We start from the raw sequence: 13,387 nt of genomic DNA, 5'->3' as shown, positions 1-13,387 counted from the left end.
TTCTTGTGTGGGCTGCAATCGGCGAAGCGCTCGCGCGTCATCAAAGATCCATGGAGGACTGCAAGCATGCGCCCGTTGCCCGTCGTTCATTAGCCATAGGATTGCCTTATCGTCACCATCAGGAAATCCAACTTAAATTAATGAAACCACTTTGATAGAGTCGCCGCGCAATGAGGGAGACGCAGCCAGTGGCGAGACCGCTTCGCGGAACGACAACCACAGACGGCACAAAGAATGCCGCTAGCCGGGCCCGGCACACCGTTGGCCCGCACGGCCTGCCTTTCCTCTGATCAGCACAATTCACGTCATCGTAAAGGGAGATAGAAATGGACGCGAAAGCCGACAAAACGGGCAAATGTCCCGTCATGCACGGAGCTCAGACGAGCGCTCAATCCGCCGGCACCTCGAACCGGGACTGGTGGCCGAACCAGCTCAACCTGAAAATCCTGCACCAGAGTTCCTCCCTTTCCGATCCGATGGGCGAAGCCTTCAACTACGCCGAGGAATTCAAGAAGCTCGACCTGCCGGCGGTGAAGAAGGACCTCTTCGCGCTGATGACCGATTCGCAGGATTGGTGGCCGGCCGACTTCGGTCACTATGGCCCGTTGTTCATCCGCATGGCCTGGCACAGTGCCGGCACCTACCGCACTGGTGACGGCCGTGGCGGCGCCGGTGCCGGACAGCAGCGCTTTGCGCCGCTCAACAGCTGGCCGGACAACGCCAACCTCGACAAGGCGCGCCGCCTGCTCTGGCCGATCAAGCAGAAATACGGCAACAGCATCTCCTGGGCCGACCTGATGATCCTCGCCGGCAACTGCGCACTCGAATCCATGGGCTTCAAGACTTTCGGCTTCGCCGGCGGCCGCCCTGACGTGTGGGAGCCGGAAGAGGACATCTACTGGGGCACGGAAAAGACCTGGCTCGACGACAAGCGCTATTCCGGCGATCGCGACCTCGAAAACCCGCTCGCTGCCGTGCAGATGGGCCTGATCTACGTCAATCCGGAAGGCCCGAACGGCAACCCGGACCCGCTCGCTGCGGCCCGGGACATCCGCGAAACCTTCGCGCGCATGGCCATGAACGACGAGGAAACCGTGGCGCTGATCGCCGGCGGCCATACCTTCGGCAAGACCCACGGCGCCGGTGATGCGGCCAATGTCGGTCGCGAGCCAGAAGGCGCCGGCATCGAGGAACAGGGCCTCGGCTGGGCAAGCACCTACGGCAGCGGCCGTGGCGGCGACACCATCACCAGCGGTCTCGAAGTCACCTGGACGACGACGCCGACCAAGTGGAGCAACAACTTCTTCTGGAACCTCTTCGGCTACGAATGGGAACTGACGAAGAGCCCGGCGGGCGCACACCAGTGGACGCCGAAGCACGGCATGGGCGCCGGCACGGTCCCGGACGCGCATGACAAGTCGAAGCGCCACGCGCCGTCGATGCTGACGACCGACCTGGCGCTGCGCGTCGATCCGGCCTACGAGAAGGTCGCAAGACACTTCTACGAGAACCCGGATGCCTTCGCGGACGCCTTCGCCCGCGCCTGGTACAAGCTGACCCACCGCGACATGGGTCCGCGCGCCCGCTATCTCGGCCCGGAAGTCCCGGCCGAAGAGCTGATCTGGCAGGATCCGATTCCGGCCGTCGATCATGCGCTCGTCGACGCCAAGGATATCGCCGACCTCAAGGCCAAGATCCTCGCTTCGGGCCTTTCGGTCTCCGAACTCGTTTCGACAGCCTGGGCATCCGCCTCGACCTTCCGCGGCTCGGACAAGCGCGGCGGCGCCAACGGTGCCCGCATCCGCCTTGCTCCGCAGAAGGACTGGCAGGTCAACCAGCCGGCGCAACTGGCAAAGGTTCTGGAGGTTCTCGAAGGCATCCAGCGTGGCTTCAACGACGCCCAGTCCGGCGGCAAGAAAGTGTCGCTCGCCGACCTGATCGTGCTCGGCGGCGCCGCTGCCATCGAGAAGGCTGCAAAGGCTGCCGGCCATGACATCGACGTCGCCTTTGCGCCGGGTCGCGCAGATGCCACGCAGGAGCAGACCGATGTCGACTCCTTCGCGGTCCTCGAGCCGATCGCCGATGGCTTCCGCAACTACCAGCGCACCCAGTATGCGGTTTCGCCGGAAGAGCTGCTGATCGACAAGGCCCAGCTGCTGACGCTGACCGCACCGGAGATGACCGTTCTCGTCGGGGGCCTGCGCGCTCTTGGCGCGAACCACGATCAGGCCAAGCACGGCGCCTTCACCGATCGTGCCGGAACGCTCAGCAACGACTTCTTCGTCAACCTGCTCGACATGGGCACGGCCTGGACGGCTACGTCGGATGCGAAGAACGTCTTCGAAGGCCGAGACCGCAAGACTGGTGACGTCAAGTGGACGGCCACCCGCGTCGATCTCGTCTTCGGTTCGAACTCGCAGCTCCGGGCCATCGCCGAAGTCTACGGCCAGGCGGATGCCAAGCAGAAGTTCGTGCGCGACTTCGTGGCCGCCTGGAACAAGGTGATGAACGCAGACCGCTTCGACCTGGTCTGACCGGTCCGAGCGCAATACCGACCGCAGGTCCCGGCGCAGGGCCGGGACCTGTTCGGCAGGAATCTCGCAGATTTTCCCACCTAAGGTTGCACTCACACCGCTCGACGGCGGCCACCCACTACACGTTAAACGATCGCAGTCAAGCAGGATATTCAACCGAAACCCGATCATTCCGGGATGTCGAGCCCCTTTTGCATTGAGGGGCACAGGCCGCGCAAATCATTGCTTTTGTGACAAGTTCTCTTTGACGCCTTCCTTCGCCCGCATATTCGCTGTCTTCGCAAGCTCGCGCTTAAATCAACCCCTGATTGCGTGACTTGGCGCGGAGAACATGTTCTGATTTCAATGCAATGAGGACTGCCAAGGCGACTTAAGTTATCTCCAGCTGTTTCGTTCAGGGGGAACGTTGCATGCGTCGTTCGAGAATTCTTGCCCTTTCACTTTCATCTGCATTGCTTGTCACCGTCGCGGTTTCCACGCAAACGGCGTTTGCCCAGCAGGCTCCGGCCGTCGTCGTGGCACCGGCTGCAATCATGGATCTGCGCGAGAGCGTGGATCTGACCGGCAAGGTTACGGCCATCCAGAAGGTCGACATTCGCGCCCGCGTCTCGGGCTTCCTCCAGGCGGTCAACTTCACCGAAGGGCAAAAGGTGACGGCCGGGACGGAGCTCTACCAGGTCGAAGACGGCGCCTATCGCGCTGCCGTGCAGGAGATCGAAGGGCAGATCGAGGCGGCCGAAGCCGCCAAGGAACTCGCGATCCTCGAGCGCGCTCGCGCCGAACAGTTGCTCACCACCAAGACCATCTCTCAGGCCAAGGTCGACGAGGCCCATGCCGAAGTCAGGAAAGCCGAGGGCGACCTGATACGGCTCAAGGGCAGCAAGGACAACGCCGACCTCAACCTCTCCTACACGAAGATCATGGCCCCGTTCGACGGCATCGTCGGCTTGAYGGCGGCCGACGTCGGTGCGCTCGTCGGTCCGGACAGCGGACCGCTGGTAACGCTGACCCGGCTCGATCCGATCTATGTCCAGTTTCCCGTGGCGACGGCGCTCTACCTCACCTATCGCGAGCGCGTGCTGAAGGGCGAGATCAGCGGCGGCGCCAATGTCGGGCTTGGGCTCCCGAACGGCACCGAATACAAGCAGAAAGGCACGATCAACTTCGTCGCCAGTAATGTCTCGCAAGGCACGGACACGGTGATCGTGCGCGCCGAATTCCCCAACCCGGACAGCATTCTTCTCGATGGCGCGCTGGTGCGCATCGTGCTTGAGCAATCCGACAAGCAGGACGTGCTCGCCGTGCCGCAGCAGGCGATCCAGCGCGACCAGCAGGGCGCCTTCGTGCTGGTGGTCGACTCGAGTTCCAAGGTGGAGCTTCGCCGTGTCGATGTCGCGCGCAACACGCGCGGCCAGGCTGTCATCAGCAAGGGCCTGAAGGAAGGCGAGAACGTCATTACCGAGGGGGCGGGCAAGGTCCGGCCGGGCATCACGGTCGATGCGGCCACGGCAGCAGGTGGCTAAGCGATGATTTCAGAGATCTTCATCGATCGCCCGCGCTTCGCCACGGTCATCTCCATCGTGCTGACGCTGGCGGGCCTGCTTGCGCTCACCCGTCTGCCGATCGCGCAGTTTCCCGACATCGTGCCGCCGCAGGTCAGCGTCACGGCAAGTTATCCGGGCGCTGGCGCCGACGTGGTGGAAACCACCGTCGCCCAGCCGATCGAGAGCAAGGTCGTCGGCGTCGATGACATGCTCTACATGAAATCGACCAGCGGCGCCGATGGCTCCTATACGCTGACCGTCACCTTTGCGGTCGGCACCGACCCTGATATCGCCACCGTCAACGTACAGAACCGCGTGTCGCTTGCCGAAGCCGGCCTGCCGGCGGAAGTCAAGCAGAGCGGCGTCAGCGTGCGCAAGAAGTCCTCGGCGCTGATGCAGGTGATCACCATCTTTGCGGCGGACGAGAAGCAGAACTTCGATTCACTGTTTCTGTCCAACTACGCCACGATCAACGTGCTCGATACCGTCAAGCGTGTGCCCGGCGTCGGTGACGCCCAGCTTTTCGGCGCTCAGGACTATTCCATGCGCGTCGTGCTCGACATCGACCGCATGACCAGCCTGGACCTGACGCCGACCGACGTGATCAACGCGCTGAAAGCGCAGAACGTGCAGGCCGCCATCGGCCGCATCGGCGCCCAGCCGATGACCGACGACCCGCTGTTCCAGCTGAACCTTCAGACGCAAGGCCGCCTCACCGATCCCAAACAGTTCGAGGATGTGGTGCTGCGCGCAAAGCCCGACGGGTCCTATGTGCGCATCCGCGACGTCGCACGTGTCGAGCTCGGGGCTGCCAGTTCCGATTCCAATGCGCGGATCAACGGCAAGCCAGTCGCCATGATCGGCACCTATCAGGCCCCGGGCGCCAATGCGCTTGCCGCCGCCAGGGGCGTGCAGGAGGCGATGGAACGATTGTCGAAATCCTTCCCGCCGGGACTCACCTATTCGGTCTCCTACGACACGGCGCAGTTCGTCGAAGCGAGCGTCGACAACGTCGAGGAAACACTGCTCGAGGCCTTTGTCCTCGTCATCATCATCGTCTTCCTGTTCCTCGGTAACTGGCGGGCAACGCTGATCCCGCTTGTCGCAGTTCCTGTCGCGCTGATCGGCACCTTCGCAGTGCTTCTCGCCATGGGTTTCTCGCTCAACACCGTGTCGCTGCTCGCCCTGGTTCTGGCGATCGGCATCGTGGTCGACGACGCCATTGTGGTGGTCGAAAACGTCGAGCGGGTAATGGAGGAGAACCCCGGTCTTTCGGCGGCCGAAGCGGCACGCCGCGCCATGGGTGAAATCACCGGCGCCATCGTCGCGATCACGCTGGTGCTGCTCTCGGTCTTCGTTCCGGTCGCCTTCATCCCGGGCTTGAGCGGCCAACTGTTTCAACAGTTCGCCGTCGCCGTGTCGGTGTCGATGGTGATCTCGGCGATCAACGCGCTGACGCTGAGCCCGGCGCTCTGCGCAGTGCTTTTGAAGCCGCATCACGGCCCCAAGCGCGGCATTCTTGGCTATATCTCGCGCACCATCGACAAAGGACGCGACGGCTATGCCTTTGTCGCCGGGCACATAGCCCGCCGGGCGATCATCGGCCTCGTGTTGCTCGCGGCCGCCTTCGTCGCCACTGGCCTGCTCTTCAAGGTCGTGCCGACCGGCTTCCTGCCGGCGGAAGATCAGGGCGCCTTCTTCACCGAAATCCGCCTGCCCGAGGGCGCCTCCTACAACCGCACCGATGCAGTGGTAAAGCAGGTGGAGACGATGCTTGGCGGCATCGAGGGTGTCGCCAACGTGATTACCGTCACCGGCTATTCCTTCCTGGACGGCCTCTCGAAATCGAACTCCGCTTTTGCCATCGTCACCATGAAGCCCTTCGCCGAGCGCCTCACGGCATCCTCCGGCGTCGAGGCCGCGATCCGCACGACCATGGCCAAGGGCCAGGCGATCCGTGGCGCGCAGATCTTCGCGTTCAACCTTCCGCCGATCATGGGCCTCGGTACCGGGTCCGGCTTCGAATATCAGCTGCTCGACCTGCAGGGCCGCTCGGTTGCCGATCTCGCAGCCACGGCAGGCGGGCTGATTATTGCCGCCAACCAGAACCCGGCGCTCGGCCCAACCTTCACCACCTATTCGGCCAGTTCGCCGCAACTCTATCTCAACATCGACCGCGATCGCCTGCAGTCGCTCGGCGTTTCAGTCAGCGACCTGTTCACCACGTTGCAGGGCACGCTCGGCAGCTACTACGTCAACGACTTCAACCTCTTCGGCCGCACCTGGAAGGTGACGATGCAGGCGGCGCAGGCGGACCGCAATGCGGTCGACGACATCCAGCGTCTGCATGTGCGCAACGCCAATGGCGACATGGTGCCGGTCGCCTCGGTCGCCAAGGTCGACTACATCGTCGGTCCGCAGTCGATCGTCCGCTACAACAACTACCGCTCGATCACGTTGAACGGCCAGCCGTCCGCCGGTCATTCCTCAGGCGAAGCGCTCGCCGCCATGGAGGCGCTGTCGGCTTCGACCTTGCCGCCCGGCTACAGCTACGAATGGACGGGAACCGCGTTGCAGGAACTGGAAGCGGCTGGCAAGACGACCGCCATCCTGGCGATGGCGGTGCTCTTTGCCTACCTCTTCCTCGTCGCACTCTATGAAAGCTGGACGATCCCCGTACCGGTGCTGCTGTCGGTCGCCTTCGGCGTTTCCGGCGCGCTGCTATCGGTGCTCGTCGCCGGGCTTTCCTTCGACATCTACGCCCAGATCGGCCTCGTCGTGCTGATCGCGCTTGCCTCGAAGAACGCAATCCTGATCGTCGAGTTCGCCAAAGCCCACCGCGAAGCCGGAGCGTCGATCGTCGATGCGGCGATCGAAGGCGCCCGCGCCCGTTTCCGCGCCGTGATGATGACGAGCTTCGCCTTTATCGTCGGGCTGGTGCCACTGGTGGTCGCCAGAGGCGCCGGCGAACTCAGCCGCCGCGCGGTCGGCACCGGCGTTGCCGGCGGCATGCTCGCAGCAGCACTTGTCGGCATCTTCGTCATCCCGGCACTCTATGTCGTCTTCCAATGGCTGCGCGAGCGCGGCCACAGGCTCGCCGGCATTTCCAGGCACCCGGCAGAGACACCGCCTGAAGCCGGCGCGACAGGGGACGAGGGCCCGACGCCGACCAGCCACGGCTAGGTCCGGCGACCCTATCCATGCGAACAAGACGGGGCCGGCCTGGCCCCATCTTTGTTTCGTCAATTCCGTCATTTGACGCCTGCCAAATCCCGACGAACTAATGGCGGAATGTCCTGGGCCGAGGACGAGCGTCAGGGCCGAGTGATCCCCACTTCCGACAGATAGGCTTCGAAAGCATCCGCTGCCTGTTCTGGGGCGGCCAGCGCCACATAGGTGTCCGGCCGCAGGAGGTAAGCCGCATCCATGACGAGGCCAGCGACCGCGTGCGCCTCGGTCCAGGGGAAGATATGAAGCGGCACATGGCGTGTCGCGCACCATTGTTTCAAATCACCGGACGCCGCTCCATAGACGTGAACCTGCCAGCTGATGGCGGCAAGCGGCGCGTAGTTGTCGAGACCGTTCGCCGGGATCCAGGGCAGCCGGTCTCCACCCTCCACCCAGCCGGCATTGCTGCGGCTCAAAGGCCCACCGCGATAGTTCAACTGGGTTTGCGAGAGCATCCGGAACAGAAATTCGCGGACGCGGCCGATACGGTAGGCGAAACTTGCGAGAGCCGGAGCGATCTCGACACGCAGGAAATCCGCGATGCGGCCCTCGGCCGTCACGAAGGTAAACAACCGATCGGTCGTCTCTACGAGCTGGCGCGCGAAACCAATGCGTTCGCCTTCATAGCTGTCGAGGAGCGTGTCGGATGCTTGATCCTTCAAGACCGCAGCGAGCTTCCAGGCGAGATTGATCGCATCGCCGATGCCGGTATTCATGCCCTGGCCGCCGACCGGACTGTGCACATGGGCAGCGTCGCCGACCAGGAAAACGCGCCCCTGGCGAAAGCGGTCGGCTACACGATGGTGGACACGATAGGTGGAAAACCAGTTGACCCGATCGATGGTGAGTTTCAGGCTCTCGATGGCGCGGTGGCTGACATCTTGAAAGGTAAGCGCGGCCGCGTCTTCCCGTTCGTCGCGCACGAGGCCGATCAGCCGTCCCCGTCCCTCGGCATAGGCGAGCAGGGCAACGAAGTCGCTGCTTTCGAGCGACAGATGCACCTCGCCATTGGCCGCAGGCCCGCTCGCCTCGACATCGGCGACGTAGAAGGTCTGCTGATAGGTCCCGCCCTCGAACCCGATCGCGAGCTTGTGGCGGACCGGCGAGCGGGCGCCATCACATCCCGCGAGGTATCGCGCCGTTGAAATCTCCTCGCTGCCGTCAGGCAAGCGGAGACGCGCTGCGATCCGGTCGCCGGCGTCCTCGAAGTCGACCAGTTCGGTCTGGCGCTCGACGGTGACGCCGATCGCTTCCAGCCGCTCCGCCAACAGGCGCTCGTGATGATCCTGCGGATAAACAAGGACAAACGGATAGGGTGTCAGCTTCGCACCGGTCGGGTTGAAGGATATCCGTGCCTTGGCCTTGCCTTTCGCCCAGAGATTGACCGACGGGTTGCGGTGTCCGGCCTCGATCACGGCCGCCGCCAGATCGAGCTGGCGATAGAGCTCAAGTGTGCGGGCATGCACCACCATCGCCCGTGACGTTGGGCCGGGACCGGCGTTCTTGTCGATGATGCGGACCTTTGCCCCCTGGGCGGTCAGCCAGAGAGCAAGCACCAGCCCGGTCGGCCCTGCGCCGACAATCAGCACATCCTGTCCCGTCACCCGAGTTCTCCGGCTGCCCTGTCCCGGCATCTTTTCGTGCCGGTGGCTGCAGCCTACGCGCAGATGGCGGGAAAACAAAGTCGCATAGCGGCGCTCGGCGCGCACACCTGTACGGTCAGTCGCGCGCTCTCATATTTGCGATCAGCTGCTGCTGTCCCACACGGATCACGTGCTCCATCGCGCTTCGGGCGCCTTCTTCATTGCGCAGCCGAATTTCCTCGACAATGCGGATATGCGCGACGGCGACGCGATCGATCTCGGCGCCGTCGGTGGCCGCGTTGCTCAAGCGGAAAACGCCGATCAGCGCCGCCTCGATCAGGCTGCCGACGGTCTGCATGAACGGGTTGAGCGAAGCCTCGAGCAGCCGAAGGTGGAATTCAAGATCGGCGCGCGCCAGCGTCTGCGCGCTGTGCCCCGCATCGCCCATGGCGACCGCCAGCCGCATCATCTGGGAGATATCGGCGTCCGTGGCGCGCCGCGCCGCCAGGCCGGCCGCATAGGGTTCCAGCGCCAGGCGAACCTCGCTGACATGGCTGAGGAACTCCTCGTCGACGCCGGCCCGGAAATGCCAGGAAAGCACGTCACCATCGAACAGGTTCCAGTTCGCCCGCGGCATGACGCGCGTACCGATGCGAGCGCGAGCGACGACGAGGCCCTTGGCGGCTAGTGTCTTCATCGCCTCGCGCAGGACGGTGCGGGAAACGTTGAAGCGCGCAGCCAACTCCGCATCGCCGGGCAGGATATCCCCGACGGCGAACTCCCCTCCGACCACCGCCTGGCCGAGTTCCTCGACCACGAGCCGGTGGCTCGTGCGTTTGCGCGGCTGATGGAGGGATGGCCACATCGCGCAACCCTTGCCTCACGCCCGCTGCTGGCGCTGGCGCGAAACGAAGATGATGCCCTTCTGAAGCAGGATGAAAGCAAAGAGCAGAAGGCCGATCAGGATCTTCGTCCACCAGCTCGACAGCGATCCGTCGAAGGTGATGTAGGTCTGGATCAACCCTTGAATGAGGATGCCCACCAGCGTGCCGGCGACGAAACCCGAACCGCCGGTCAGAAGCGTGCCGCCGATGACGACGGCGGTGATCGCGTCCAGTTCGACGCCGACCGCGGCAAGCGAGTAGCCGGCCGAGGTGTAGAGCGAAAAGACGATGCCGGACAATCCCGCAAGCAGGCCCGAAAAGGCGTAGATACGGATCGTCGTCGCGGCGACCGGAACGCCCATCAACCGGGCCGTCGCCGTGCCCCCACCGAGCGCATAGACATTGGTCCCGAAGCGCGTGCGGTGTGCGATGAGGATGCCGATCGCAAAGACGAGCAGCATCAGCCCGCCGATCAGCGTGATGCGGCCGCCACCCGGCAGCTTGAAATAGAGCCCCTTCAGCGTCGCGTAGAAGGGATGCTTGATCGGAATGCTGTCGATCGACAGTACGAAGGCCATGCCGCGCGCGAGGAACATGCCGGCCAGCGTGACGATAAAGGCGGGCATTTCCAGATAGTGGATGATCGCCCCCATCGCTGCGCCGAAGAGCGTCGCGATCGCCAGAACCATGACAAAGGCGATGAGCGGGTGGATGCTCGTGTGTTCCAGCACCACGGCGAGAAACACGCCGGTAAAGGCGATGACCGAGCCGATCGAAAGATCGATACCGCCGGAGATGATGACGAAGGTCATCCCGACCGCCGCAATACCGAGAAAGGCGTTGTCCGTCAGAAGATTGCCGATGACACGTGTCGACAGCATGTTCGGATATTGCGCCACGCAGAGCGCATAGCCGAGCAGGAAGATCACGAGCGTCGCCGTGAGTGGAAGATATTTCGGCTTCATTTTGCAGCTCGCTCGCTCGGTTTGCTCGCGCCGCGCGCCGGGTCGAGAAAGGCAAAGGCGGTGCGGAACCGCGGCGACTGAAGCACCAGGATGAAGACGATGATCGCGGCCTTGATGATCAGGTTGAACTCCGGCGGGAAACCGGAGAGAAGAATGCCGGTGTTGATCGCCTGGATGATGATGGCGCCGAGCACCGATGCGGCAATGCTGAAGCGGCCGCCAAGCAGCGACGTGCCGCCGACCACGACCGCAAGGATGGCATCAAGCTCCAGCCACAGACCGGCATTGTTGGCATCCGCGCCGCGGATATCGGCGGCAGCGATGATGCCGGCGATGGCAGCGCAGAGCCCGGAAAGGACATAGGCGGCGATCAGGAGTACCGGCGTCAGCACGCCGGACAACGTGCTCGCCTGGCGATTGACGCCGATCGCCTCGATCAGCATTCCGAGCGCCGTCCGCCGGACGAGCACGGCGATCAATATGCCGAAGATCAACCAGATCACCACAGGCATAGGCAGGCCGGCAAAGGAACCGCTGCCGATGAAGATGAGGCCGGGATCGTTGAAGGTCAGGATCGCCCCCTCGGTGATGAGCTGGGCGATGCCTCGCCCGGCGACCATCAGGACCAGCGTCGCGATGATCGGCTGGATGTCGAGTACCGCCACCAGCACCCCGTTCCAGAGACCGCAGAGAATGCCGACCGCCAGCGTGATCAATAGCGTTGCGGGAAGCGAATGCCCCGAGGTGATCGCCGAGGCCGCGGTTGCCCCACAGATCGCCATGACAGCGCCGACGGAGAGATCGATGCCCTTGGTGGCGATGACGACGGTCATGCCGATCGCCAGCAGCACCACGGGCGCGCCGCGGTTGAGGATATCGATGAGGCTGCCATAGAGGCGGCCGTTCTGGATCTGCAGGTTGAGGAAGCCGGGAAACACCAGCGATACTGCCACGACGATAACGGCAAGCGCGATCAGTTGCGGCAGCAACCGGTTGAAATAGAGCCTGAGGAACGACGTCACGACGTCCACCTTTCATTGGTTGCGGCGATCGCCTCGACGATCTCATCGGCAGTGATGCGGCTGCCGTCGAGTTCGGCGACATGGGCGCGATCCCGAAGCACGATGACCCGCGTGCTGTAGGCGACCAATTCCTCGATCTCCGAGGAGACGACGATCAAGGACAAGCCCTTTTCGCGCAGCGCCTCGATCAGCTTGACGATTTCCGCATGGGCACCGACATCGATGCCGCGCGTCGGCTCGTCGAGGATCAGGAATTCCGGTTCGGTCGCGAGCCAGCGCGCGAGGATCGCCTTCTGCTGGTTACCGCCGGACAAGAGTTTGATCGGCTTCTCCCGATCGGCGGTGCGGATATCGAGCGCGCGGATATAGTGGTCGGCCAGCCGGTTCTGCTCCGCCCGCGAGATCGGCCGGGTCCAGCCGCGACGGGCCTGCAGCGCCAGCACGATGTTTTCGCGCACCGAGAGATCGCCGATGATGCCCGATGTCTTGCGATCTTCCGGGCAGAAACCGAAGCGGTGGCGGATGGCGGCGCGTGGCGACGAAAGGTCGGCCGCACGACCGTCGATTTCGGCCTCGCCGCTATCGGCGCGATAGGCGCCGAAGAGGAGCTCCGCGGTCTCCGTCCGTCCGGAGCCGAGCAGGCCGGCCATGCCGACCACTTCGCCGGCGCGGACATCGAGATCGAAGGGACGGACGCGACCCTTGCGGCCGTAGTTGCGAAAGCGGTAACGCAATGGCCCTTCCTGGGCCTCCGCGCGCGGTGCGTGGATTTCTCCGCCAGCTCGCGGCCGATCATCATCGCGATCAGCTCGCGGCGATCGAGGCCAGCGGTTTCGCGCGTTCCGACGAGCTGCCCGTTCCGGAGCACCGTGATCCGGTCGGAAATCTCATAGACCTGCTCCAGAAAGTGGGTGACGAAGACGATGCCGAGCCCGCGCGCCTTGAGGCGCCTGATAATGCGGAACAGCATCGCCACCTCATGCGCATCGAGGCTCGCCGTCGGCTCGTCGAGGATCAGCACCTTGCCGGAGAGATCGACGGCTCGGGCAATGGCAACCACCTGCTGGATCGCGACCGAATAGCTGGAGAGATCGCGGGTGACGTCGATGTCGAGTTCATAGTCGGCAAGCAAATCCCGCGCGCGCCGGTTCATCGCGCGCACGTCGACCATGCCGAAACGGCGGGGTTGGCGCCCGAGGAAGAGGTTCTCGGCAACCGTCAGGTTCGGCAGCAGGTTGACCTCCTGGTAGACCGTGCCGATCCCGAGTGCCTGGGCTTCAAACGTATCGCGCGGATTGACCTCGGCATCATCGAGCAGAATGGCGCCGCCGTCGCGCCGGTAGGCCCCGGTCAGGCATTTGATCAGGGTCGATTTTCCGGCACCGTTTTCGCCAAGCAGCGCATGAACCTCTCCGCGCCTGAGGTGAAAATCGACCTTGTCGAGGGCTCTGGTCCCCGGGAAGGTTTTTTCGATCCGGATCGCCTGGAGAATGTGGTCATTGGTCTGCATCGATACCGTCTCCGCGATGCTGGTATCTGCCGACGAGAAGCACAGCGCTTAGCCGCGGCAAGCTGCGCTCTTCAGCCGGAACTTGGAAAGAGCGTGGCCCGCGCGAGAAGCAGCGCG

At 63.7% G+C, this 13,387-nt stretch carries 7 protein-coding genes and 1 pseudogene; 3 read left to right on the top strand and 5 right to left on the bottom strand.

The features are described from left to right. The first annotated feature begins 326 nt into the window (after window positions 1-326). The 3 genes from katG (at window position 327) to AB4Z53_RS15690 (ending at window position 7,261) form a co-directional block, all read left to right on the top strand. Window positions 327-2,534 carry a catalase/peroxidase HPI gene (gene katG / locus AB4Z53_RS15700; protein ID WP_441596562.1) on the top strand — a complete coding sequence of 736 codons (2,208 nt, stop codon included), beginning with the start codon at window positions 327-329 and terminating at the stop codon, window positions 2,532-2,534. A 410-nt stretch (window positions 2,535-2,944) separates the two neighbouring features. Beyond that, the gene (locus AB4Z53_RS15695) at window positions 2,945-4,057 is read left to right on the top strand and encodes an efflux RND transporter periplasmic adaptor subunit (RefSeq protein WP_441596561.1); all 1,113 of its coding nucleotides are present in this window, start codon (window positions 2,945-2,947) and stop codon (window positions 4,055-4,057) included. Window positions 4,058-4,060: 3 nt separating this feature from the next. Continuing rightward, window positions 4,061-7,261, top strand: coding sequence for an efflux RND transporter permease subunit (locus tag AB4Z53_RS15690; RefSeq protein ID WP_441596560.1), 3,201 nt, complete (start codon window positions 4,061-4,063; stop codon window positions 7,259-7,261). Window positions 7,262-7,392: 131 nt separating this feature from the next. On the opposite strand, the gene AB4Z53_RS15685 is transcribed toward AB4Z53_RS15690, so the two are convergent. From AB4Z53_RS15685 to ytfR, 5 genes and pseudogenes are all read right to left on the bottom strand, one after another. Continuing rightward, window positions 7,393-8,910 (bottom strand): FAD-dependent monooxygenase, encoded by a 1,518-nt coding sequence (locus tag AB4Z53_RS15685; protein ID WP_441596559.1) that lies wholly within the window; start codon window positions 8,908-8,910, stop codon window positions 7,393-7,395. 115 nt (window positions 8,911-9,025) lie between these two features. After that, on the bottom strand, window positions 9,026-9,754 hold the full coding sequence (locus tag AB4Z53_RS15680) for a FadR/GntR family transcriptional regulator (RefSeq protein ID WP_223728449.1): 729 nt from the start codon (window positions 9,752-9,754) through the stop codon (window positions 9,026-9,028). 15 nt (window positions 9,755-9,769) lie between these two features. Then, on the bottom strand, window positions 9,770-10,738 hold the full coding sequence (gene yjfF, locus AB4Z53_RS15675) for a galactofuranose ABC transporter, permease protein YjfF (RefSeq protein WP_291149622.1): 969 nt from the start codon (window positions 10,736-10,738) through the stop codon (window positions 9,770-9,772). Further along, window positions 10,735-11,760, bottom strand: coding sequence for an ABC transporter permease (locus tag AB4Z53_RS15670; RefSeq protein WP_441596558.1), 1,026 nt, complete (start codon window positions 11,758-11,760; stop codon window positions 10,735-10,737). Before AB4Z53_RS15670 ends, yjfF begins: the two co-directional genes overlap by 4 nt. Next, window positions 11,757-13,270, bottom strand: a pseudogene (gene ytfR / locus AB4Z53_RS15665) (galactofuranose ABC transporter, ATP-binding protein YtfR). The gene AB4Z53_RS15670 and the pseudogene ytfR overlap by 4 nt, the downstream one beginning before the upstream one ends. Window positions 13,271-13,387: the final 117 nt, after the last annotated feature.

Origin of the sequence: Ensifer sp. 2TAB8 (assembly GCF_052115125.1) — a bacterium.
Classification (GTDB): Bacteria; Pseudomonadota; Alphaproteobacteria; order Rhizobiales; family Rhizobiaceae; genus Ensifer.
Note: the sequence above shows the minus strand (reverse complement) of the source record. Positions and strands in the feature narration are given on the sequence as shown.